General features: G+C 50.4%; 19 protein-coding genes and 1 riboswitch. Of the genes, 15 read left to right on the forward strand and 4 right to left on the reverse strand.

Features of this window, described 5'->3' with window-relative positions:
• Window positions 1–155: 155 nt before the first annotated feature.
• The 9 genes from DWX68_RS10930 (at window position 156) to ribE (ending at window position 11756) form a co-directional block, all read left to right on the forward strand.
• Window positions 156–2024, forward strand: coding sequence for a TIGR03960 family B12-binding radical SAM protein (locus tag DWX68_RS10930; protein ID WP_118629523.1), 1869 nt, complete (start codon window positions 156–158; stop codon window positions 2022–2024).
• Window positions 2025–2037: 13 nt separating this feature from the next.
• Window positions 2038–2844, forward strand: coding sequence for a TIGR03936 family radical SAM-associated protein (locus DWX68_RS10935; protein WP_118471964.1), 807 nt, complete (start codon window positions 2038–2040; stop codon window positions 2842–2844).
• A 104-nt stretch (window positions 2845–2948) separates the two neighbouring features.
• Window positions 2949–4226: a ribonuclease E/G gene (locus tag DWX68_RS10940; RefSeq protein WP_118629473.1), complete on the forward strand. Its 1278-nt coding sequence runs from the start codon at window positions 2949–2951 to the stop codon at window positions 4224–4226.
• Between the two features lie 40 nt (window positions 4227–4266).
• Entirely contained in the window at window positions 4267–5628 is a 1362-nt protein-coding gene (locus tag DWX68_RS10945) for an NCS2 family permease (RefSeq protein ID WP_022359656.1), read from the forward strand.
• A gap of 670 nt (window positions 5629–6298) precedes the next feature.
• Window positions 6299–7690 (forward strand): MATE family efflux transporter, encoded by a 1392-nt coding sequence (locus DWX68_RS10950; RefSeq protein WP_118629475.1) that lies wholly within the window; start codon window positions 6299–6301, stop codon window positions 7688–7690.
• 134 nt (window positions 7691–7824) lie between these two features.
• Window positions 7825–7940, forward strand: a riboswitch (FMN riboswitch).
• 245 nt (window positions 7941–8185) lie between these two features.
• Complete coding sequence (gene ribD / locus DWX68_RS10955; protein ID WP_118467254.1) at window positions 8186–9328, forward strand: bifunctional diaminohydroxyphosphoribosylaminopyrimidine deaminase/5-amino-6-(5-phosphoribosylamino)uracil reductase RibD; 1143 nt, start codon at window positions 8186–8188, stop codon at window positions 9326–9328.
• 47 nt (window positions 9329–9375) lie between these two features.
• A complete protein-coding gene (locus DWX68_RS10960) occupies window positions 9376–10023 on the forward strand; it encodes a riboflavin synthase (RefSeq protein ID WP_118523239.1) in 648 nt (215 codons plus the stop codon).
• Window positions 10024–10038: 15 nt separating this feature from the next.
• On the forward strand, window positions 10039–11241 hold the full coding sequence (locus tag DWX68_RS10965) for a bifunctional 3,4-dihydroxy-2-butanone-4-phosphate synthase/GTP cyclohydrolase II (protein ID WP_107001076.1): 1203 nt from the start codon (window positions 10039–10041) through the stop codon (window positions 11239–11241).
• 44 nt (window positions 11242–11285) lie between these two features.
• Entirely contained in the window at window positions 11286–11756 is a 471-nt protein-coding gene (ribE, locus tag DWX68_RS10970; protein ID WP_107001075.1) for a 6,7-dimethyl-8-ribityllumazine synthase, read from the forward strand.
• A 127-nt stretch (window positions 11757–11883) separates the two neighbouring features.
• Here the strand turns inward: ribE and DWX68_RS10975 are convergent, their stop codons facing one another.
• From DWX68_RS10975 to DWX68_RS10990, 4 genes are all read right to left on the reverse strand, one after another.
• The gene (locus tag DWX68_RS10975) at window positions 11884–12906 is read right to left on the reverse strand and encodes a TAXI family TRAP transporter solute-binding subunit (RefSeq protein WP_118629477.1); all 1023 of its coding nucleotides are present in this window, start codon (window positions 12904–12906) and stop codon (window positions 11884–11886) included.
• Window positions 12907–13323: 417 nt separating this feature from the next.
• Window positions 13324–14577 (reverse strand): sodium/glutamate symporter, encoded by a 1254-nt coding sequence (locus DWX68_RS10980; RefSeq protein WP_107001073.1) that lies wholly within the window; start codon window positions 14575–14577, stop codon window positions 13324–13326.
• 235 nt (window positions 14578–14812) lie between these two features.
• Window positions 14813–15502, reverse strand: a complete 690-nt coding sequence (locus tag DWX68_RS10985; RefSeq protein WP_117795944.1) for a response regulator — start codon at window positions 15500–15502, stop codon at window positions 14813–14815.
• The gene (locus DWX68_RS10990; RefSeq protein WP_118629479.1) at window positions 15495–17150 is read right to left on the reverse strand and encodes an ATP-binding protein; all 1656 of its coding nucleotides are present in this window, start codon (window positions 17148–17150) and stop codon (window positions 15495–15497) included. Before DWX68_RS10990 ends, DWX68_RS10985 begins: the two co-directional genes overlap by 8 nt.
• 539 nt (window positions 17151–17689) lie before the next feature.
• Here DWX68_RS10990 and gap point away from each other — a divergent pair.
• The 6 genes from gap to DWX68_RS11020 all read left to right on the forward strand — a co-directional run bounded on the left by gap (window position 17690) and on the right by DWX68_RS11020 (window position 25320).
• Entirely contained in the window at window positions 17690–18703 is a 1014-nt protein-coding gene (gene gap / locus DWX68_RS10995) for a type I glyceraldehyde-3-phosphate dehydrogenase (protein WP_022359484.1), read from the forward strand.
• Between the two features lie 103 nt (window positions 18704–18806).
• Entirely contained in the window at window positions 18807–20012 is a 1206-nt protein-coding gene (locus tag DWX68_RS11000; protein WP_107001070.1) for a phosphoglycerate kinase, read from the forward strand.
• A 24-nt stretch (window positions 20013–20036) separates the two neighbouring features.
• Entirely contained in the window at window positions 20037–20786 is a 750-nt protein-coding gene (gene tpiA / locus DWX68_RS11005; protein WP_022359187.1) for a triose-phosphate isomerase, read from the forward strand.
• A 166-nt stretch (window positions 20787–20952) separates the two neighbouring features.
• Entirely contained in the window at window positions 20953–22494 is a 1542-nt protein-coding gene (gpmI, locus tag DWX68_RS11010; protein WP_118629481.1) for a 2,3-bisphosphoglycerate-independent phosphoglycerate mutase, read from the forward strand.
• Between the two features lie 330 nt (window positions 22495–22824).
• Window positions 22825–23700: a DegV family protein gene (locus DWX68_RS11015; protein ID WP_118629483.1), complete on the forward strand. Its 876-nt coding sequence runs from the start codon at window positions 22825–22827 to the stop codon at window positions 23698–23700.
• Between the two features lie 105 nt (window positions 23701–23805).
• Entirely contained in the window at window positions 23806–25320 is a 1515-nt protein-coding gene (locus DWX68_RS11020) for an ATP-binding protein (protein ID WP_118524454.1), read from the forward strand.
• Window positions 25321–25389: the final 69 nt, after the last annotated feature.

Consider the following 25389-nt stretch of genomic DNA (forward strand, 5'->3'; position numbering starts at 1 on the left):
TGCTGTAAGAGTGAAAAAAAGTTATGTAAACTGTCTGCAAAAAAATACTTGACAAGAATTTGTGTTTTTACGCTTACGGAGAAGAACAAAAAAAGAACTAAAAAACAGCGATGAACACATCGCAAAAAATGAGAAATGTAGGTAAAAATAATTTTATGAGAAAATTAGCATTAAGTGATGAAATCCTTCTCAAGATCTCCCAGCCGGCGCGTTATATTGGCGGCGAGGTGAATATGGTGAAGAAGGATCCGTCGAAGGTAGCAGTCCGGTTTGCCATGTGCTTTCCGGACGTGTATGAGATCGGTATGTCCCATCTGGGCATCCAGATTCTTTATGATATGTTCAACCGCCGGGATGACGTTTACTGTGAGCGCGTTTATTCCCCGTGGATGGACTTAGATCCGATCATGCGGGAGCAGAAGATTCCGCTGTTTGCTGTTGAAAGCCAGGATCCGATCAAAAATTTTGACTTCCTTGGAATTACAATCCAGTACGAAATGTGCTACACCAATATTTTGCAGGTGCTGGAATTATCACAGATTCCGCTCCATGCAGAAGATCGTACCGAGGAGGATCCGATCGTTATCGGCGGCGGTCCGTGTACCTACAATCCGGAGCCGATCGCGCCGTTTTTTGATCTCTTCTATATGGGCGAGGGCGAAGTGGTTTATTTTGACCTGATCGACCGCTACAAGGAGATCAAGGCGCGCGGCGGCAGCCGGAAGGAATTTCTGGAGCAGGCGGCGCAGATTCCGGGTATCTATGTGCCGGGATTTTATGATGTGACATACAAAGAGGACGGCACGATCGAGGCGATGACGCCGAACAACCCGCACGCGCCGCAGACCGTTTCCAAGCAGCTTGTCATGGATATGAGCGATACCTGGTATCCGGAGAAGCCGGTGGTTCCGTATCTGCGCGCGACGCAGGATCGTGTGGTTCTTGAGATCATGCGCGGCTGTATTCGCGGATGCCGTTTCTGCCAGGCGGGCATGGTATACCGCCCGGTGCGCGAGCGCAGCCTGGAGGAACTGAAACGTCTGGCCCGGACGATGTTAAAGAGCACCGGACATGAGGAAATTTCGCTGAGTTCGTTGAGCTCCAGTGATTACACGAAGCTGGAGGGAATCGTCAATTTTCTGATTGACGAGTTTGACGGAAAGGGCGTCAATGTGTCCCTGCCGTCCCTGCGTATTGACGCATTTTCCCTCGACGTCATGAGCAAGGTGCAGGACGTGAAGAAGAGCAGCCTGACCTTTGCACCGGAGGCGGGATCCCAGCGTCTGCGTAACGTTATCAACAAGGGTCTGACCGAGGAAAACATTTTAAATGGTTCTGCCGAGGCGTTCAAGGGCGGCTGGAACCGCGTAAAGCTCTACTTCATGCTGGGACTTCCGACTGAGACCGTGGAAGATATGCAGGGCATTGCCGAGCTTTCGGAGAAGGTGGCGGAAGTGTACTATGACACGGTTCCGAAGGAGCAGCGCCACGGCAAGGTGCAGGTAACCGCCAGCACCTCGTTCTTTGTGCCGAAGCCATTTACCCCGTTCCAGTGGGCGCCGATGTGCACGAAAGAGCAGTTCTTGGAGCGCGCGAGCATCGTCAACCACCGCATGAAAGAGATGTTAAATAAGAAGAGTCTGCGCTATAACTGGCATGAGGCGGATGTGACCGTGCTGGAAGGTGTTCTGGCGCGCGGCGACCGCCGGGTGGCAGCTGTGATCGAAGAGGCGTACCGTCAGGGTGCAATCTACGATTCCTGGTCAGAGTATTTCAACAATGATATCTGGATGAAGGCGTTTGAGACCTGCGGCGTGGACATTGATTTCTATACGACGCGTGAGCGAAGCCTTGATGAAGTGTTCCCGTGGGATTTTATCGACGCGGGTGTGACGAAGGATTTCTTGAAACGCGAGTGGGCGAACGCACAGGCGGAAACGGTAACGCCGAACTGCCGGATGCGCTGTTCGGGATGTGGTGTCCGTAAGTACGGCGGCGGAGTCTGTTTCGAAGAACGGGCATGAGGAAGGAGCGGTCATGAAGATACGAATTAAATTTCAAAAACAGGGAACGGTGCGTTTTATCGGTCATCTGGACGTGATGCGTTACTTCCAGAAGGTGATGCGCCGGGCGGAAGTGGATATCCGTTATAGCGAAGGATTCAGCCCGCACCAGATCATGTCGTTTGCGTCTCCGCTCAGCGTGGGGCTTATCAGCCATGCGGAGTATGTGGATATTGATGTCAATTCCAGCGGAAATTCGACCGGGATGGTGCGCCGCTTAAATGAGGTCAGCGCCGAGGGGCTGGAGGTGCTCAGCTACCGCGAGCTTCCGGAGACGGCAAAGAATGCGATGTCGCTGGTGGCAGCTGCTGATTACACATTCTGGTTTAAAGAGGGATTTGCACCGGAGGACGGCAGCAGTGTAGAAGAATTTTTCGGGAAATTCCTGACATTCTGCAAAAACGAGACAATTCCGTTTGTGAAGCAGACGAAAAAGGGCGAGAGAACCGTGGATCTGCGTCCGCTGATCTGTGAGGCGCGAATCGCAGAGCGGAAAGAGTATGTTCCGGCGATGGTCGCAGACTGGTATCCGGATCTGGAAAATGAGACGGTTGAGGAGGAAAAACAGGCGGAAGGAATCTGTGTCTTCCTGCGTCTCTTATCGGGCAGTGCGGCAAACGGAAAGCCGGAGCAGGTATTGCAGGCATTCTATGAGAGCCTGGGGCTGACCTACCGCCCGTTTGCCATTCAGGTCGAGCGCGAGGAGCTGTATGCGGACGAGGGCGCCGAGGGTGCACCGGAGTATGTGCCGCTGGAGGCATATGGAAGCGAGATTGTGTAAATGCTTCAATGTTCATTAAGAGATGAAATGCGAAGCGCCAGCAAAATCCGGCTGCAGGTAGCGCAAAGTGTGAACGGCAGTAAAAAAGAGAGGAGACGAAGAGTTTGGATCAGTTAATAGTGACAAAATGGAAGGATCGAAGCCTGACGGCGCTCCTCTCGGACGGGCACTGCCGGTCGCTGACGCTGGAATCTGGCGATGAAAGCCTGCTGGGGAATATTTACATCGGCAAGGTAAAAAATGTGGTAAAAAACATCAACGCCGCGTTTATTGACCTCGGCGGTGGAAAAACCGGATATTTCAGCCTGGCGGAAAACCTGGTTCCGCTTTATACAGATGAGCTGAACCAGCTATGTTCATTCGGATATTCTGGAAATTCTGAGAAGAAAGTAAGTCCACGGAAACTAAAAGCTGGAGACGAGCTTCTCGTCCAGGTGTCCCGCGACGCCCTGAAAACCAAGGATCCGTCCGTGACCTGCTGTCTGAATTTTCCGGGTACCTATATGGTTCTGACGGTTGGAAAACCGCAGATCGGATTTTCGGCAAAAATCAAGGATAATGCCTGGAAAGAGAAGGTGCGGGAGGAACTTCTGACACATAAGGATGAGCGTTTTGGACTGATTGTCCGGACGAACGGGGCGTCGGCTTCCATCGAAACACTCTGTGCCGAGACGGAGAAGCTGAAACAGCAGATGGAAGAACTTTTTGCCCGGGCAGCCTGCCGCACCTGTTACAGCCTTTTAGAGCAGGGTACGCCGCCCTATATCCAGAGTCTTAGGGATGCGAAGAAAGGAACCCTTTCGGAGATCATCACAGATGTGCCGGAGTATGCGAAGAAGATTGAGGCATGGCTGGAGGAAGAGAAGGAAGAGGACAAGGAACAAAAAGAAAATCAGACCCAGGCAGATAAAAATGAAAGCATAAAACAGGCGGTTCCGAAATTGTCCCTATATACAGATGAGAACCTTCCATTAATGAAGCTGTACCGCCTGGAATCGGTGCTTAAAAGTGCATCGGATCGCCGTGTCTGGATGAAATCCGGTGGATATCTTGTGATTGAACCTACGGAAGCGTTGACAGTTATCGATGTCAATACGGGGAAATACACCGGCAAGAAGACACCGGCCGAGACGATCTTAAGGATCAACCTGGAGGCGGCGCATGAGGTGGCGTGCCAGCTTTCCTTGAGGAATCTTTCCGGTATTATTATTGTGGATTTTATCGATATGGAATCGAAAGAAGATCAGGAGACGCTGATGCGGACGCTCGGGGAAGAGCTTTCCCGTGACCCGGTCAAAACGATCCTGGTGGATATGACGCGGCTTGGGCTGGTGGAGATCACCCGCAAAAAGGTGCGTCGTCCGCTTCATGAGATTTTGTAGCGGTTGAATCATAGAATGAAACATACAAGGAGAAGAAAAGATGTTTGAAAAAGTATTTAAGCTATCCGAGCATCAGACGACCGTAAAGACGGAAGTCATGGCTGGAATTACGACCTTTATGACGATGGCGTACATTCTGGCAGTTAATCCGAGCATCCTCGGATCGACCGGCATGGACCCGACTGCGGTGCTTCTGGCTACGGCTCTGGCATCATTCATCGGTACTGCCTGCATGGCATTTATGGCGAACCTGCCGTTCGTTCTGTCCGCAGGCATGGGACTCAACGCGTATATGGCGTATACGGTGTGCGCGGGCTATGGCTATAGCTGGCATGTTGCACTGCTGGCTGTATTTGCAGAAGGTCTGATCTTCATCGTGCTGTCTCTGACAAACGTGCGCGAGGCGATATTCAATGCGATTCCGTTGACTTTAAAGCGCGGTGTGTCCGTCGGTATCGGTCTGTTCATCGCATTTATCGGTCTTCAGAATGCGGGACTTTCAGTAGACTCTTCCACACTGGTAACGATCATCAGCTTCCCGGAAAATTTCCATACCGCAGGTATCTGCGCGCTGCTGGCGCTGATCGGTCTGTTTATCATGGCGGTTTTATACACCTACCGTGTAAAGGGCGCGATTCTGTACGGCATTCTGGGAACCTGGATTCTCGGTATGCTGTGCCAGGTAACCGGCATTTACACACCGGACGTAGAGAATGGTTTCTACACCCTGTTCCCGACCCTGGGAATCACCGATTTCTCCAAACTGGGAGAGACATTTGGTAAATGCTTTACCGTTGACTTCGATGCAGTTGGAATTATCAATTTTATCGTAGTTATTTTCTCATTCCTGTTTGTAGATATTTTTGATACACTTGGTACATTAATTGGTGTAGCAACCAAGGCAGACATGCTGGACGAGGAAGGCCGTCTTCCGGGTATCCGTCCGGCGCTGATGGCAGATGCGATCGCAACTTCCTTTGGTGCGGTATTAGGTACTTCCACAACGACTACCTTCGTTGAGTCTGCATCGGGTGTTGCAGTCGGAGGACGTACCGGTCTGACTGCCCTGGTATCGGCACTCCTGTTCCTGCTTTCCACCCTGTTTGCACCGATTTTTACGGCGATCCCGTCCTTTGCGACGGCTCCGGCATTAATCATGGTTGGCTTCCTGATGGTGGGAACTGTAACCGAAATTCGTTTCGATGAGGACAATATCACCGAGGCAATCCCGGCATATCTGGCAATCATCGCCATGCCGTTGTTCTACAGCATTTCCGAGGGTATTTCCATGGGAATTATCTCTTATGTGCTTTTGAATGTGGCAGCAGGAAAAGCAAAGAAGATCACTCCGCTTATGTATGTGCTGGCGGTGCTCTTCGTTCTCAAATACATTTTCCTGTAACAACTTGTAATAATTTAACCCCTGAAAACTTGACGAAAACAGGTTTTCATAATAAAATAGTCTATATCAAAAAAAGTTTTTAAAATTTTTTTGATTAACGTGCAATAAAATGCGTATGCAGCGCATTAACTTATTGAACGGATGAAAATCATTCCCGCGCGGAAGAACGCGGACAGAGACGAACAAAAACAAATCAAGTTACTCGAAATTCCTTGATGCATTACACTCCGTTACGAACTGTCCAAGATTTTCTGCTGGGATCTTTTCGGTATCGGTTGACAACCAGCAACCGATATTGGGTAAAAAGCGCCGGACCTGCTTGCAGTGCCGGCGCTTTTTACTGTACAAAAAAGGGGTAATTTTTATCAGGAATATCTCATTGACATTTTGGCGGGCAGACGGTATAAAGGACAGAGGGTAACTGTTCACAGGTAGGAATTTTCTGAACTGAAAATTCCGTACGATACAGTTCTGGCAGCAGATTTTGCCGATTTGGAATGCGCAGCATCGGCAAAATCCCGTTGCTGGGCACACGTGTGTGAACAGTAACGACAGAAGAGAGAGTAGACTCTGGCGATAGAAACACGCATGGAACCAGTTCTGGGAGGAAAAGTTAAGAAAACATGAAAACAAAACAGCAGGGCGGGTTTCATACGGAGGTGGGATACATATGAAGATAGAAAATGATTTGGGGCGGGACGATATCCGGCGGCTGGTGCTCCGTCTGGCGATTCCTTCGATGCTGGCGCAGTTTATCAATGTGCTCTACAGCGTGGTCGATCGAATCTATATTGGAAATATCCCGGTGATCGGGGAGACGGCGCTTGCGGGCGTCGGCGTCAGCGGACCGATTGTGACGCTGATCTCCGCGTTTGCCTATCTGGTCGGTCTGGGCGGCTCGCCGCTCATGAGCATCCGTATGGGCGAGGGGCAGGATGAGAAAGCGAAAAAGATTCTGGCAAACAGCTTCTGGATGATTGTCGGGTTGTCGTCGGTTCTGACGTTGGTTCTGTTTGTATTTAAACGAGAAATTTTGACGCGGTTTGGTGCGAGTGAGGCGATTCTGCCGTATGCGGAATCGTATTTTACGATCTATCTGCTGGGAACGGTCTTTGCACTGCTTTCCATCGGAATGAACCAGTTTATTATCTGCCAGGGATTTGCGCGGATTGGAATGATTTCGGTGGCGCTCGGCGCGGTAACGAATATTGTGCTGGATCCGGTGTTTATTTTTGTGCTTGACATGGGCGTGGCGGGGGCAGCGTTTGCCACGGTTTTGTCACAGCTTGCGTCGGCGGTCTTTGTCCTTCGTTTTCTGCGTGGAAACCGCGTGCTTCTGCGTCTTGAATTTGAATGTCCGCAGGTGAAGACAGTCTGTAAGATTGCGTTGATGGGACTGTCGCCATTTTTGATCATCGCATTTGATAATGTGCTGATCATTTCGCTTAATACAGTGATTCAGATGCATGGCGGCGCGGAGTCGGATATGCTTTTGACCTGTACGACAATCGTGCAGAGCTTTATGCTGATCGTGACGATGCCGCTCGGAGGCATTACATCGGGAACGGGGGCGATCCTGGGCTTCAATTTCGGCGCGGGACGCCCGGATCGGATCCGGAGCGCACAGAGGTATATCACATTGCTGGCGGTGGTGCAGTGCAGCATCATGTTCCTGTTTTCCCGGACGCTGGCGAGGTATTTTGTCTATCTCTTTACGCGCAATGATTCCTATGTGGAATTAACCGTCTGGGCGATCCGGGTCTACACGATGGGGATTATTCCGCTGGCAGTCCAGTATGAGGTCGTGGATGGATTTACCGGAATGGGTGTGCCGTCGGTGGCGATCTCGCTGTCAATGTTCCGGAAGCTGCTGTACTTGGTCAGCGTGTTCCTGATTCCGGTGTTTGCGGGAGTTGAAAATGTTTTCTACGCAGAAGTGGTATCGGATTTCGGCGGAACGACGGTGTCGGTGATCGTGTATCTTCTTTTGATTGGGCGCATTATGGGGCGCTGTGTAGAGCGCGCGAAATTGAACGGGAAAGCAGTGGAAGCAGACACTTGAAGCGGCGCTTAAAATGGCTGAAAATGTGTGTCAGATAACGTTGTCATCAATCAATAAATGAAAAAAATAATGGATTGACAAACGGATTCTCTGGATCTATAATGCAATACAGATAATGAATGACAACAAAATAACGATATCTTCAGGGCAGGGTGTAATTCCCGACCGGCGGTAAAGTCCGCGAGCGCATGGCGCATGATTTGGTGCAATTCCAAAACCGACTGTATAGTCTGGATGAAAGAAGAGAAAACGTAAATAAAAACGGCGGTGCCGAAGAGCTTCCAGATACGAGGTCTCCGGATGATGGATATGGCGGATATATATCGCTATGGCAAAAAAGGGAAAAAGGTCATCGAGAAAGGATGCATAGAAAAAAATATTTACGATAATTAATATCATAAAAGATATTATGGAATAAAAATTATAAGCCCTGAGATGTGAAAATAAAAGTGTTTCACATTTCAGGGCTTTTTGCATGGAAAGGTGGGGAAAAAGATGGAACGAATCCATGTAAAGGTTCCCGGTGAGCAGCTACAGGATCGGGAATATATGAAGCAGGCGTTAGCACTGGCAGAAAAAGGGCACGGATGGGTCAATCCGAATCCGATGGTCGGCGCGGTGCTGGTAAAGGATGGACGCATCATCGGCGAGGGATATCATACACGATATGGACAGCTTCATGCAGAACGGGAGGCATTTAAGAATGCGGCAGAGCGAGGCGAAGAGACGGCGGGAGCAGATTTGTATGTGACGCTGGAACCCTGCTGTCACACCGGAAAACAGCCGCCGTGTACGGAAGCGGTGCTGGCATCCGGGGTGAAGCGCGTGATTGTCGGCTGCACGGATCCGAATCCGGTGGTGGCAGGGCGCGGCATCCGGCTTCTGAGGGAAAAAGGGCTGGAAGTGGTGGCCGGAGTTTTACGCGGAGAGTGTGAACGGCAGAATGAGGTGTTCTTCCATTTCATGCGGACGAAACTTCCGTTTACGGTGCTGAAATACGCGATGACACTCGACGGAAAGACAGCGACGGTGTTGGGTAAATCCCAGTGGATCACGGGCGAGGCGGCGCGGAAGCGGGTGCATGAGGACCGCGGGCGTTATATGGCGATTCTGACTGGCGTTTCGACGGTGCTGGCGGACAATCCGCAGCTGACCTGCCGGATTCCGGGAGGGAAAAATCCGATCCGGGTGATTGCAGATACGAAGCTTCGGACGCCGCTTTCATCGACCGTGGTACAGACCGCGCGGGAGACACCGACCTGGATTGTGACGGCGGTATCGGATGCCGGAAGAAAGAAAGCATATGAGGACGCCGGCTGTCGTGTTTTAAGTGTCCCGGCAAAAGAGGGAGAACTGGATTTGCAGGCGATGATGCAGCGGCTGGGCGAGGAAAAAGTGGACAGCGTGATGGTCGAGAGCGGCGGGACGCTGGCATGGTCGTTTTTAAAGGCAGGGCTTGTGAACCGGGTGCAGGCCTACATTGCACCGAAGATTTTCGGAGGGGCAGGCGCCCCGACCCCGGTGAGGGGAACCGGTGTGGATGCGCCGCCGGAGGCATTTCTTCTTAAAAAGCCGGAGGCAGTGTGGCTGGGAGAGGATCTGCTGCTGGAATATGAGGTGTCCGGTCAAGATGCATGAGGCGGTGTTAGAACGGGAAAAAATCGCTGATTTGAAAAGGAGAAAAGATGTTCACAGGAATCATAGAGGAAGTGGGAAGGATCCGTGCGATTGAGCGCCAGGCAGTCTCGGCACGGCTGACGGTTGCTGCGTCCAAGGTGCTCTCGGATGTTCATCTGGGCGACAGCATTGCGGTCAACGGTGTGTGTCTGACGGTCACGTCATTTGGGAGAGATTATTTCTGTGCGGATGTAATGCATGAGACGCTGAACCGTTCGTCCCTGGGGGCGCTGGGTGTCAAAAGCCCGGTCAATCTGGAGCGGGCGATGCTGGCGGGCGGACGGTTTGGCGGACATATCGTCTCCGGTCACATCGATGGAACTGGAACCATCCGGGATGTGCGCCGGGACGGAAATGCCGTCTGGTATACGATTCAGGCCCCAGAACCGATTCTGCGGCTGATTGTGGAAAAAGGATCGATCGCGATCGACGGAATCAGCCTGACGGTCGCACGGGTGGATCACGTATCATTTTCCGTTTCCATCATCCCGCATACGTTGCAGGAGACAGCGCTTGCGTTTAAGCGGGCAGGCGACATCGTCAATCTGGAAAATGACTGCATTGGAAAGTATGTGGCGAAGCTGATAGGAGCGGAAGAAGAGGATAAGGCAGGAAAGGGCATGACAAGAGAATTTCTGCAGCGGTATGGATTTTAATAGAGGAGGAGAAAAATGAAGCAGTTTGATACAGTTGAAAAGGCTCTGGACGAGCTGAAACAGGGACATTTAATCCTGGTTACGGATGACGAGGATCGCGAAAACGAAGGCGATCTTATCTGCGCGGCAAGTTTTGCCACGACAGAAAATGTCAATTTCATGGCGACGCATGCGAAGGGCTTAATCTGTATGCCGATGAGCGCAGAAATCTGCCGGAAGCTGCAATTCCCACAGATGGTGATGGATAACACGGATAACCATGAGACGGCGTTTACCGTATCGATCGACCATAAAACGACGACCACCGGTATTTCTGCCGAGGAGCGCGGTATTACGGCGCGCGCGTGCGTGGATCCGGACACAAAGCCAGAGGATTTCCGCCGCCCGGGACATATGTTTCCGCTGATGGCGAAGAAAAACGGCATTCTGGAGCGCAACGGCCACACAGAGGCGACGGTAGACCTGATGCGGCTTGCAGGGCTGCCGGAATGCGGTCTGTGCTGCGAGATCATGCGCGAGGATGGAACGATGATGCGGTCGGAAGAATTATTTGCGATGGCAGAACAATGGGGTCTGGCGATGATTTCCATTAAACAGCTGCAGGAGTACCGCAAGAGACATGAAAAGCTGGTCGAGTGTGTGGCAGAGACGCGGATGCCGACGAAATACGGCGAATTCCGCGCGTATGGCTACCTGAATCTCTTAAATGGAGAACACCATGTGGCACTCGTCAAGGGCGATATCGGAGATGGGAAAGATGTACTCTGCCGCGTGCATTCGGAGTGCCTGACCGGCGATGCATTTGGTTCCCTGCGGTGCGACTGTGGACAGCAGCTTGCGTCGGCGATGACCCAGATTGAGAAAGAGGGACGAGGCGTTCTCCTTTATATGCGGCAGGAGGGACGCGGCATCGGGCTTTTAAATAAGTTGCGCGCCTACAAGCTGCAGGATGGCGGCATGGATACGCTGGATGCGAACCTGGCGCTGGGATTTAAGGGCGATCTGCGGGAATACTACATTGGGGCGCAGATTTTAAAGGATCTGGGAATCAAGACGCTGCGTCTTCTGACCAATAACCCGGATAAGGTATATCAGCTTTCGGATTTTGGCATGGAAATCAAGGAGCGCGTGCCGATTCAGATGGAGGCAACGCCGTATGATGGATTTTACCTGAAAACGAAGCAGGCGCGGATGGGACATATTTTGAATTTTAAATAGAAAAAGTGACAGGCGAAAATAGATCGTCGGAAAGGATGGTACTTATGCGTACATTTGAAGGAAACGTAGTAGCGGAAAATAATATGAGGATCGGAATTGTGGCGGCACGATTCAATGAGTTTATTACTTCGAAACTGGTCGCAGGCGCGCAGGATGCGCTGCGCCGTCACAATGTCTCGGAGGAGGACGTAGATGTTGCGTGGGTTCCAGGTGCTTTTGAGATTCCGCTGATTGCGTCGGAGATGGCGAAGTGCGGAAAGTATGATGCGGTGATCTGCGTGGGTGCAGTTATCCGTGGAAGCACAAGCCATTATGATTATGTGTGCAGCGAGGTTTCGAAAGGAATCGCCCAGGTTTCTCTGGCAAGCAGCGTGCCGGTTATGTTCGGTGTGCTGACGACGGATACGATCGAGCAGGCGATCGAGAGAGCGGGAACAAAGAGCGGAAATAAGGGATTTGACTGCGCGACGGGAGCAATCGAGATGGTGAATTTGCTGCGGGAGATCCGGAAGTAAAAATAATCAGGTAATCGGGCATCGAAAAAGCCAGGACTGCGGAATGCTGCAGTCCTGGCTTTTTTGTCTTAGGAAAATTCGTCCATGCGCCAGGTTTTGGTGTTACCTGTTTTTGTTTGCTATCATGTTACTCTGTTTTCAACAGCCCCTGTTCCGTATAATATTTCTCAGCTCCCGGATGCAGCGGAATAGGAAGCTGGCTGCATATATATTCCGGATCAGATAAGTTACTTAAGGATGGGTGGGCGCTGATCAGTTCTTCACGGGATTCGTCGAGAATCTTGGTGATGGTGTAGACCAGCTGTTCGTCCATGGATGCGTCCACGCAGAGAAGGCATTTGATTCCGAAGGTTTTCAGTGTCTCGGTTTGTCCCGGATAGGTACCGGCTGGGACAGTGGCGCGGACGTAGAAGGGGCTGGCTGCAAGAATTTTTTGCAGTTCTTCGTCAGTGTACTCCAGCAGGCGGCAGGGCGTCTGGCTGGCCAGGTCGGTCAGGCTGTGGACCGGGATTCCGGCGAAGCTGTGGACGGCGTCGAGTTTACCGTTTAAGACAGAGTCCACGCTGGCGGAGAAGCTGTAGTTTTCAAGGGCAGTGTTGGCAATATTGAGCCCGGCTGCCTTGAGAGCGGTGCGGGCGGAAAGCTCCGTGGTGGATCCTTCTGGTCCGACGGCAATGTGGTGTCCGGCGAGTTCATGAACGTAGGAGATATGCTCGGATTCCGGCGCCATCCAGGTGGACAGACTTGAATAGACGGCCCCGATCGCCCGCAGGGATTCGACCGGATGACCGGAAAATTCGTCCGTTCCCTGATAGGCGGAAAATGCCACATCGCCGCTGACCAGTCCCATATCAAATTGTCCGTTTTTGATATTTTCCACGTTCGTGTAGGAACCGTTGGAGGCGCTTAAATTGACCTTGAGCTGTTCATCATGTCCGCTTAAAACAGAGGCGATGGCACTGCCAATCGGGTACATGGTTCCGCCGCTGTCGGCAGTTCCGATGGTCAGAACGTGCAGCTCTTCATCTGCTTCGCTGGGATGGTCGTTGACCCGCGCATCTGCGGCGGTGCTGCCGGAACAGCCGGAAAGTCCGAGCAGGAAGGTAAGAAGCATCATTGGTGCCAATTTTACCAGTTTTTTTATTTTCATAGATCTCACCTTTTCGTAGTTTATCAGTATATAGAAAAAAACGCAGCGGTTCTGTCGAATGCTGCCTTAGCGATTAAAAGAATATTAAAACTCTATAAAAAGTATAACACAAAAAACATTGATAAGACAAGACCAAGGAAGAGGAAAATATAAATGTAACTGTTCACAGGTAGGCACTTTTGGAACCGAAAGTGCCGTAAGAAAACGTGGTGGCAGCAGGAATTTGCCGTATTTAAATGCGAAGCCACGGCAAATTCCGTTACTGGGCACGTATGCGTGAACAGTAACAAAAAAGAGCGTCCGGTTTATGTGGGGGAACCGGACGCTCTTCTTTCAGGTTACATTTTCAATTGAGCTTTAGGTATGTTGTTATATAAAAGATGTCTTATATGAAGTGTTCCTATCTCGTCTCAGTGATTATTTTGTAATCAGGCTGGAGAAGATGGAAAGGAAAATCGGGTTGTAAATATCGTCGATGATAACTGCGAAGGACGGATACAGAACCCAAGCAACGGTGTGCCATCCATACTGATCCATAACGGCTTTCTCGTTTGCTACTGCGTTCGGACCTGAACCACAGCCCCATCCACAGTTACCAGCTGCCATAACAGCTGCACCGTAATCGCGGCCAAATACGTTGAAGGATACGAAGATTGCAAAGAGTGCCATCAGGATAGCCTGTGCAAGGAGGATGATACCCATCTGACCAGCTACCGGAGCCAGCTTTGTGATATCGATGGTCATCAGAACCAGTGCCAGGTAGAGTTCCAGGAACATATGCTCGATAGCGTCGATCTCCGGAACCGGGAATTCGATACCAGCTGCATCCATGATGTTTCTTGCGATAGCACCTGCGAACAGACAGCCGATGAATTTCGGCATCTCGATCATCGGGATGTTGTCTAACAGGCAGTAGATCGGCATACCAAGTGCTGCTACAAGCAGAGACAGGGCAAATGCTTTGATCATACGGGTGTTGTTAAGAACAGCTGCTGAACCTGCTTTTGCGGATTCTGGTCTGTCGTTCGGGTCAGATTTCAGACCGTGACGGGAAATCAGGAAAGCTGCAACCGGACCACCGATTAAGGAACCCATGATGTTGCCCATAGTACCGGCTGCTACACCGACTGTGGTTGCATCCGGAGCACCCATGTTCTCGAAGATAGGACCAAATGCAGAAGCAGTACCAACACCGCCGGACATAGCTGAGGAAGAACACTGCAGAGCCAGAAGCGGATGAAGACCGATGGCGCTGCCTACCAGGTAACCAACGACATCCTGTAAGGTAATCAGGACACAGGCTGCAACTGCGATTGCGATACAAAGCTTTCCGCCTGCGTGCTTTAACATCTTGTAGCTGAAGCCGAAACCTACGCACAGGAAGAATAAGTTCTGGCATAAGTCTTTCACGATTTTTGCATCAAAGGAAAAACCGATGATTCCGGAACCCTTGATGATAGATACAACAACAGAAAAGATGATACCGGAGATAACCGGAGCCGGTATAGCATATTTTCTGAGCAGGGCGCTGTGAGCGACAATCGCGCGTCCTAAGAAGATAACGATGGCTGCGAAACCAAGTGTGGTCAGATACTCGAACTGGAATGTTGCGATGGCACCGTCGGCTGCCGGTGTGTAAGTTCCAAAGTATCCCATAATGTGTTCTAACATAGAACTTCCCTCCATTCTTTTTTAAGAATTTGTTTATTTCTTTTATAAACAGTTTATAAGATTGAAAAAGGGAAGTCAATTTATGTAATTTTAAATACAGTTTTGTAAGTATTGTAAATAAAAATGACTATAAGAAAGCGACTGCAGTATAGATACGGTTCTATGATGAATCTGTACAGCTGCAGCCGCGAACAGGCAGGAAAAACCTGAATATTGCTGGAAAACGAAGTGGTTCTTATTTCCCAGAATATCGATATTTAATAGAAGGGCGTCCACCGGTCTGGTAATCGATCATGCTGACCAGTTCGTTGGTTTCGACTAAGTAATTTAAGTACCGCCGGACTGTAATACGGGACAAATGAACCTGTTCCGAAATCTGTTCGCTGGACCAGACCTCCTCCGGATGTTCGGAGAGAAAGAGACGGATCAGTCCAAGGGTGCGTTCATTTAGGCCCTTTGTCAGCGGAGCGCTCTGGGAGGAGACATCCGGGACGGAGAAGAGGCGGTCGATCTCCGCCTGTCCCAGGTCAGAAGCGGACGCCGATGTTTTCAATTCCTCCTGACGTTTCGCAAATCGTTCCAGGGCAGCTTTGAAACGGTCATATTCAAATGGTTTGACGAGATAATCGGTGACGCCGCGGGAAATAAGCCGGCGGACGGTCTCTGCGTCGTTGGCAGAGGTTACCATGATGATTGCAGGGGTCATGCCAGCCGCGTGGAGCTGGTCGATAAATTCGTCGCCGTTCATCTGAGGCGTGTAGTAGTCGAGAATAATCAGGTCAACCGTGCAGTTCTGCAGATACTGCAGGGCAAGGATGCCGTTTTTGAAAGTTGCCTCCACGTGAAAAGAGGAGGTCAGCTCGACATACTGTTTATTGATGGATGCAACCATCGGATCATCTTCTATAATAATGACTTTATACATTAGATTCTGTCTCCTTTCGGGTAAATGTCAGGGTGAAGCAGGTGCCCTCGCCAGGCTCTGTGTCGATATCAATGGTTCCGCCGTACTCCTCCATCAGCTCATGAACCAGGAAAAGCCCGGTTCCGCGGTTCTCGCCCTTGGAGGAAACACCTTTTTCGAAAATATGATCGAGCAGCTGTGGCTGTATGCCGTGCCCGGTGTCCTCGCAGGTGATGATGTTGACGTCTGGGCGGCAGTAGATGCCGATGTGGATCTCGCGCGGGCTTTCAGATGCGTTAATGACATCCGGACTGGCGGTGTGATCGTGGCTTAGCTCTTCAATGGCATTTTCCATCAGATTGCCGAGAATGGTGACAAATCCTTCCACCGGGATCAGCAGATCATGGTCGCGGCAGGTGCTGTCGGCGCTGACCTGCAGGCGGATGCCAAGCTCGGCGGCGTGCATCATTTTCCCGATCACAAGCGCACAGATTTTCGGAACGCGGATGCAGTTGGCTGTCTCACGGACGGACTGGCTGGAGACAAGGCTGCTGTTGGTGATAAAATTCATCGCCTGCTGAATCTCCCCGGTCTGCAGGTAGCCGAGAATGATGTGCAGCTTATTTAAAAATTCATGGTTGAACGCGCGCAGCGTGTCCAACATATTGTGGGCGCCGGAAAGCTCGTCGGAGAGACGCAGGAGGTCGGTGCGGTCAAATAAAACGATCAGGACACCCCGGCGCACCTGTTTACCGCGTCCATGGATCGGCACCTCCTTGACGATGAGCTGGCGTCCGGCGAAGCTGATGCTCTCGTGCGTTACACTTTCGCCGGTTTTTATGACCTGATCGAAAGCGGTCTGTGGAAACAATTCCTGAATCGTGAGGTGGGTGATCGGAGGGTCGTTTGCAGGACGACCGAGTATTGTGGAAACTTTCTGGTTGGCAAAGAGAATTCTGCCGTCCAGATCGGTTGCGGCAAGTCCCTCGTCGATCATATTCATGACCTCATCCTGGCGGGTATAAATATTGACGAGTTCTTCCGGGTCATATCCCAACAGGGAGTCGCGCAGCAGGGAGAACATTGTGTGCGTCAGGGAAATGCTGACGATCATCATGATCAGGAATATAATTATATAAAAGAACAGCAGACTGCGGTGCTGGGCGGACAGGGTAGCGGTGAACAGGGAAACCATCACAAAACCGACGATCTCTCCGCCGCTGTTTTTTACTGCGTGAAAGGCGCGCCGCTGCATGCCGTGCGTGCCGTAGCCGGTTGTGATATATGGATCGCTTCCTGCCAGAATAGCGTCCTCGTCACCTGCCACGTAGGAATCGCCGGTTTTCAGACGGTTCGTGTGGTAAAAGCGCAGTCCGTTTTTATCACTGATGAGGATGACATTGATATCTGGTATATTCGAAGAAAGAGAATCCAGGTCGCGGGTCACGGTGGAATCAGGATAGCCGTTTTCCAGCATGGCGGCGACATCCGGAATTGCAGCAATATAAGAAGCAGTACCGCTGATCAGCTTGTCCATATCCTTTCGCTGCCTGGAAATATCAAAAAACAGAGTAAAACCAAGTGAGATGAGCACCAGGGTAGCGGAAAGGAGCAGAAAGGATCGGTACAGATTCTGTTCCAGCGCTGATTTTCCTTCCTTTATCTTCATATATAAAACCTCCGGAATTTATTTGATGTAGGAAATGAGTTGATCCGGTCTGCAAAATGTGTAAACCAAAACGATGATTAAAGTTATTATAGTAAAAAAAGAAACGATCTGCAAGAAAGTGTGGAGGTTTACAAGACGCCGGATGGCGAATTGCAAAGTGGCCGGGTTATTGTTCACGGGTAGGCACTTTTGGAACCGAAAGTGCCGTAAGAAAACGTGGTGGCAGCAGGAATTTGCCGTATTCAAATGCGAAGCCACGGAAAAAGGTTGAAAAACAAGAAGAGATCGATTAAAATGAAAATAGTTCGAATTAGAGCATTTGGTTAAAAAATTATGCAAAATTAAGGCTGTCAGCACAAAATTCCATTTAAGATATGACAATCCGTCGAAGTTGTGCGCAGCAAGAGAGAGAATACTGAATATTTGCTGTAAAATTTACAAAAAACCACTTGCTATTTTAGGAAAAGTTGGGTACAATACAAGCAGGGTTGATTAATATTTAACAATCATGAAGATGAATTTCTAGGAGGAATGAGATCATGGCAGTAAAAGTTGCAATTAATGGTTTTGGTCGTATTGGTCGTCTGGCTTTCAGACAGATGTTTGGCGCTGAGGGTTACGAAGTCGTAGCTATCAACGATCTGACAAATCCGAAAATGTTAGCTCACCTGTTAAAGTATGATTCTGCTCAGGGCAGATACGATGGACATACGGTAGAAGCTGGCGAAGATTATATTGTAGTAGATGGCAAGAAGATTACTATCTACGCAAAGGCAAACGCTGCTGAACTTCCGTGGGGCGAGATTGGTGTAGACGTAGTTCTGGAGTGTACCGGATTCTATACATCCAAGGCAAAAGCACAGGCACATATCGATGCAGGCGCTAAGAAAGTCGTTATCTCCGCACCGGCAGGCAATGACCTTCCGACTATTGTATACAATGTAAACCACAAGACACTGAAACCAGAAGATAAGATTATCTCCGCAGCATCCTGTACAACTAACTGCCTGGCTCCGATGGCTAAGGCATTAAACGATTATGCTCCGATTCAGTCCGGTATCATGTCCACCATCCACGCTTACACAGGCGATCAGATGATTCTGGACGGACCGCACAGAAAAGGCGATTTAAGAAGAGCAAGAGCAGGCGCTGTCAACATCGTTCCGAACTCCACCGGTGCTGCAAAAGCGATTGGTCTGGTTATTCCGGAATTAAACGGCAAGCTCATCGGTTCCGCACAGCGTGTTCCGGTTCCGACTGGTTCCACTACTATTCTGACAGCCGTTGTTAAGAAAGCTGACGTTACTAAGGAAGCTATCAACGAGGCTATGAAGGCAGCTCAGACTGAGTCCTTCGGCTACAACGAGGATGAGATCGTTTCTTCCGATATCGTAGGTATCCGCTATGGTTCCCTGTTTGATTCTACACAGACTATGGTATCTCCGATCGGTGATGACTTATATCAGGTACAGGTTGTTTCCTGGTATGACAACGAGAACTCCTACACAAGCCAGATGGTTCGTACAATCAAATACTTCGCAGAGCTGGCATAATTTTATCGATTCGATAGAAAATCATAAGGATTCAAGATGGGTCCGGTCCTCGGTCGGGACCGGACCTGTTTTTTATTCTTTTATAATGTAAAGGAGACAGGATATGCTGAATAAAAAATCCGTGGATGATATCAATGTAAAGGGCAAACGCGTTCTGGTACGCTGTGATTTCAACGTACCGTTAAAAGAAGGAAAGATCACCGATGAAAACCGTCTGGTGGCAGCGCTTCCGACGATCAAAAAACTGATTGCGGACGGCGGAAAGGTAATTCTCTGCTCCCATCTTGGCAAACCGAAGGGAGAGCCGAAGCCGGAGCTGTCTCTGGCACCGGTAGCCGTTCGTCTGTCTGAACTTCTGGGACAGGAAGTGAAATTTGCAGCCGATCCGGAAGTGGTTGGACCGAACGCAAAGGCAGCCGTTGAGGCGATGAAGGATGGCGAGGTTGTTCTGCTTGAGAACACCCGTTACCGTGCCGAGGAAACCAAGAACGGTGAGGCGTTCAGCAAGGATCTGGCATCCCTGTGTGATGTCTATGTGGACGATGCATTTGGTACTGCACACCGCGCACACTGCTCAAACGTAGGCGTGACCCAGTATGTGGACACCGCAGTAGTTGGTTACCTGATGCAGAAAGAGATAGATTTCCTTGGAAATGCAGTAGATAACCCGGTCCGCCCGTTCGTTGCCATTTTAGGCGGCGCGAAGGTAGCCGATAAATTAAACGTTATCTCCAACCTGCTGGAGAAGTGCGACACGCTGATCATCGGCGGCGGCATGGCATTTACCTTCTTAAAAGCACAGGGCAAGGAGATTGGTAAATCCTTAGTCGATGATACAAAGTTAGATTATTGCCGTGAGATGGTAGAGAAGGCGGCGAAGCTTGGCAAGAAACTGCTTCTTCCGGTTGACGCAGCTGTAGCAGCATCCTTCCCGGATCCGATCGATGCACCGATCGAGGTACAGAATGTATCGGTTGACGCTATCCCGGCTGATACGATGGGACTTGACATAGGACCGGAAACTGCAAAGCTGTATGCAGACACCGTAAAATCTGCTAAGACAGTTGTATGGAACGGACCGATGGGTGTATTTGAGAACCCGACTCTGGCACAGGGTACAATCGCAGTTGCAAAAGCACTGGCAGACACCGAAGCGACCACGATCATCGGTGGCGGCGATTCTGCAGCAGCGGTCAACCAGCTTGGATTTGGCGACAAGATGACCCATATTTCTACCGGCGGCGGCGCTTCTCTGGAATTCTTAGAGGGAAAAGAGCTTCCGGGCGTAGCGGCAGCGAATAATAAATAAATAGAAAAGAGGAATAGAATAGTCATGGCTAGAAGAAAGATCGTAGCAGGCAACTGGAAAATGAACATGACGCCGTCGGAGGCAGTAGCTCTGGTAGAGCTTCTGAAGCCGCTCGTTGTTTCGGAAGATGTAGACGTTGTATTCTGCGTACCGGCGATTGATATTATCCCGGTTGTAAAAGCGTGCGAGGGAACCAACATCGCAGTCGGCGCTGAAAATATGTATTTCGAGGAGAAAGGTGCTTACACCGGCGAGATTTCCCCGAATATGCTGACCGATGCAGGCGTTAAATACGTGATTATCGGACATTCCGAGCGCAGAGAATACTTTGCAGAGACCGATGAGACGGTCAATAAGAAGGTGCTGAAAGCATTTGAGCACGGTCTGACCCCGATCATTTGCTGCGGCGAGACTCTGACCCAGAGAGAGCAGGGCATCACGCTTGACTGGATCCGCCAGCAGATCAAGATCGCATTCCAGAATGTGACCGCAGAGCAGGCAAAGACAGCTGTGATTGCATACGAGCCAATCTGGGCGATCGGTACCGGCAAGGTAGCGACCACCGAGCAGGCTGAGGAAGTGTGCGGCGCGATCCGTGCGTGCATCAAGGAAGTGTACGATGAGGCGACCGCAGAGGCGATCCGCATCCAGTACGGCGGTTCCGTATCCGCAGCATCGGCTCCGGAGCTGTTTGCACAGCCGGATATCGATGGCGGTCTGGTAGGCGGCGCGTCCTTAAAGGCAGATTTTGGAAAGATTGTAAATTATAAATAAGAGATGAGCAAAAGGGGGCTGTCGCACGTGTGAGGCGTGGCAGTCCCCTTTTTGCCAGTAAAAAAAGAAGGTGAAAGTTTTGACCTGAAACAATCAAAATTGTTGGTTCATCCGGTTGTTTCAGAAAAAACGGTTCATTTCATGGAAGGAAAGGAAGAAGAAAGAGATGAAAAAAAAGCCAACCGTATTAATGATTCTCGATGGATACGGCATGAGAGATACCTGTGAGCACAATGCCGTGTGTGAGGCGAAGACACCGATCATGGATCAGCTGATGAGCCAGTGCCCGTTTGTGCGCGGCAATGCCAGCGGTCTGGCGGTCGGTCTACCGGACGGACAGATGGGTAACTCGGAGGTGGGACATTTAAATATGGGCGCCGGACGTATCGTATACCAGGAGCTGACCCGTATCACGAAATCAATCGAGGATGGCGATTTCTTTGAAAATCCGGAATTTCTGGCAGCCGCAGACACCTGCAAGAAAAATGATTCCGCCCTGCATCTGTTTGGACTGGTATCAGACGGCGGCGTTCACAGCCACCTGACTCATTTATTCGGACTTCTGGAGTTTGCAAAACGTCAGGGACTAAAAAAAGTGTATGTGCACTGCTTCCTGGACGGACGTGATACACCGCCGACCTCCGGCAAGGAGTTCGTAGCAGAATTAGAGAAGAAGATGCAGCAGCTTGGCGTCGGCGAGGTGGCTTCCGTGATGGGACGCTACTATGCGATGGACCGTGATAAAAACTGGGATCGTGTCCAGAAGGCTTACAATGTGCTGACAAAGGCAGAGGGCGAGAAGGCAGAAGGCGCGTGTGCAGGTATTCAGGAATCCTATGATAAAGAAGTAAACGATGAGTTCGTCGTACCGTTCTATGTAGAGAAGGACGGCAAGCCGGTTGCCACGATTCAGGATGGCGATTCCGTCATTTTCTTCAACTTCCGTCCGGACCGTGCAAGAGAGATCACCCGCGCATTCTGCGATGAGGGATTTACCGGATTTGCGAGAGAGAAGAAGCTTGACCTGACGTTTGTATGCTTTACCGATTACGATGAGACGATCGGGAACAAGCTGATTGCGTTCAAGAAGGAAGAGATTAAGAACACGTTTGGAGAGTTCCTGGCGGCGCACCATATGACGCAGGCACGTATCGCCGAGACCGAGAAATATGCACACGTAACATTTTTCTTCAACGGCGGCGTGGAAGAGCCGAACGAGGGCGAGGATCGCATTCTGGTTCCGTCTCCGAAGGAGGTTCCGACCTACGACCTGAAACCGGAGATGAGCGCACCGATCGTGTGCGATAAGCTGGTGGAGGCGATTGAGTCCGGCAAATATGATGTCATCATCATCAATTTTGCAAACCCGGATATGGTAGGCCACACGGGCGTGGAGTCGGCTGCGATCAAGGCGATTGAGACCGTCGATGCCTGCGTAGGACGTGCAGTTGAAGCCATCAAGGCAGCCGGAGGTGTTCTCTTTATCTGCGCCGATCACGGTAATGCAGAGGTGATGGTCGATGAGGCAACCGGCGAGCCGTGGACCGCTCATACGACCAATCAGGTACCGTTTGTCCTGGTCGGCGCTGACCCGGAGTACAAGCTGCGCGAGGGCGGACGCCTCTGCGATATTGTGCCGACGCTGATTGAACTGATGGGACTTGAGAAGCCGAAGGAGATGACGGGAGAGTCGCTGTTGGTGAAATAGGGAGAATTTTCGAATATATTAGGAAAGTATAAATATAACCGTCAATAAGAATCGGGAAAACTGCCATAAAGCAAGAAAAGATCATGAACAGAGGACTGGTCGGGGCTTGTTTTGTGGCAGTTTTTTGTTCACAGGTGGGAATTTTCTGAACTGAAAATCCCGTGAAAATCCCGTTACTTCTCTCTTCCATTTCATAAGAAAATAGGATAAAATAAAATCATCTATGTGAACCGCTCGGAGGCTGTTCCAGGGCAGACATTTTTAGAAAAGAAAGTGTTATGCGGAAAATAGGATGGCAGCGGATTTACAGGGAAACAGGAGGAAACAAGCATGAAGGTAGCGGTTGTTACAGACAGCAACAGCGGAATTACACAGGCACAGGCGAAAGAGATGGGCGTATATGTCCTGCCGATGCCGTTTATGATTGATGGAACCGAGTATCTGGAAGATATAAATTTGACACAGAAGGAATTTTACGAGCATCTGAGCGGGGATCACGATGTGAGCACATCCCAGCCGTCCCCGGAGACGATCTTAAATCTCTGGGAAAAACTTTTGGAGGAATACGATGCAGTTGTGCACATTCCGATGTCCAGCGGGCTTTCGAGCTCCTGCCAGACGGCAAAGATGCTGGCAGATGATTTCGACGGAAAAGTGCAGGTGGCGGATAATCACAGGATTTCCGTGACCCAGCGCCGTTCGGTGCAGGATGCGCTTGACATGGCGGCAGCCGGCATGGACGCGGAGGCGATCTGCAAAAAGCTGGAAGAGACAGGTTTGGATTCAACTATTTATATCACAGTTGACACATTAAAATATCTGAAAAAGGGCGGTAGAATCACACCAGCGGCAGCAGCGCTCGGAACACTTCTCCGTTTAAAACCGGTTCTGACGATACAGGGCGAGAAGCTGGACGCATTTGCGAAGGCGCGGACGATGAAACAGGCGCGTTCCATGATGATCACGGCGATCACCCGCGATCTGGAAAATCGGTTTGATGATATGACGGGAGAAAAAACGTATATTGATGTAGCGCATACCGCCAATGATGAGATGGCGCAGGAGCTGGCAGCCGAGCTTCGGGAACTTTTCCCGGAGACGGAAGTCCGTGTAGAGCCGCTGTCCTTAAGTGTAGCCTGCCATATCGGACCGGGAGCGCTGGCGATTGCGGCAACGAAGAAGCTTGAAATCGGATCGTTGTTGTGAGAAACGCAGTTACGGAGCAGCATTTCGGGGTTAAAGTTCACAGCCAATGTCAGTAAGTTAAGCAACGCAAAGAGCGTGTGAACTGTAATCGTTCAGGACAGGAACATGAGAAGAATAGCAGAACATAAAAGAAAGATATGGAAAGCGATGGAGCACACGATTGGGATGCGAATCCCGCTGTTCCTTGCCTTTCTGATCCTGACGCTGGTTCCGCTTCTGGTACAGGTTCGTTTTACATCGGGGTATTTTTACCAGAGCCACGTGGAAGAACGGATGGCGGAAGCGCAGAACCGGTGTCTGATTTTAGCAAACAAGATACGCAGCAGTGATTATATCAATGTACTGCTGTCGGGAAATCCAAATCTGGCGCTGGATGCGGAACTTAGTACAACGGCGGATCTGATGAACGGAAGAATCGTGCTGGTGGACGACAGCTTTAAAATTTTGAAAGACACATTTGGTCTTTCCAGAGGGAAAACGCTGGTTGTATCGGATGTGTTAAAGGCATTTGACGGGGAAACTTCCAGCTATCTGAACCAGAAGAAAAAGTATTTCTATGTAGCGCAGCCGATTCAGGCAAAAAGCACGGATGCAGCGCCGATCGATTCGGATGTGGCAGTCGGAAATGGGAAAAATACGGCAGGCGTGCAGGGAGTCCTTCTTCTGATGGCGTCCACGGAAAATTCGGCGCTTTTGCAGGAGAAAATTGTGCAGAAGACGGGATTTTTGCAGCTCGTTATGTTCTGTTTTATTCTGATCGCAGATTTATTGGCGGCGGCTTGCCTGCTGAAACCATTCCGCCGCCTGCAGCAGCAGCTCGATATGGTGGCAGAGGGAAATCTGGATCAGGATATTGATGTAAAAACGTACCGGGAGACGCGGGACATTTCGGAGGCAGTCATGCAGACCATCCGGAAGCTGAAAAACCTGGATCAGTCGCGTCAGGAGTTTGTTTCCAACGTGTCGCATGAGCTGAAAACACCGCTGACTTCGATAAGGGTGCTGGCGGATTCTCTGATGGGGATGGAGAACGCCCCGGCGGAGTTATATCAGGAGTTTATGCAGGATATTTCGGCGGAGATTGACCGCGAGGGCAAGATTATCGATGATCTGCTGACGTTAGTCAAAATGGATAAATCATCGCCGGATCTGAATATTGCCCAGACTTCGATCAATGGTCTTCTGGAACAGATTTTAAAACGTCTGACCCCGATCGCGAAGCGGCGGAACATTGAGATCACGTATGAGAGCAAGCGGGAAGTATCGGCGGATGTGGACGAGGTAAAATTGAGCCTGGCACTTTCGAACCTGGTGGAAAATGCGATCAAGTATAACCGCGAAGAGGGAAAAGTCTGGGTGACGCTGGATGCTGACCACAAGTTCTTTTATGTGAAGGTAGAGGATAATGGCGTGGGAATCCCGAAAGAATTCCAGGAGCGCGTATTTGAGCGTTTTTACCGTGTAGATAAGGCGCGCTCACGCGAGACAGGCGGTACCGGGCTGGGGCTTGCGATCACGAAGAATATTATTCTTCTTCATCAGGGCGCGATCCGCCTGAAGAGTGAAGAAGGCAAGGGAGCAACCTTTACGGTGCGGATTCCGTTGAATTATATTCCGTAGACAGCGTGGTTCTGGGCGGTTTAGAGGTTCGAGAGGGTTGCTGGTGCTGCGGTGTTCGAATGTTTCGGT

The organism is Clostridium sp. AF20-7 (assembly GCF_003479275.1).
Classification (GTDB): Bacteria; Bacillota; Clostridia; order Lachnospirales; family Lachnospiraceae; genus Otoolea; species Otoolea fessa.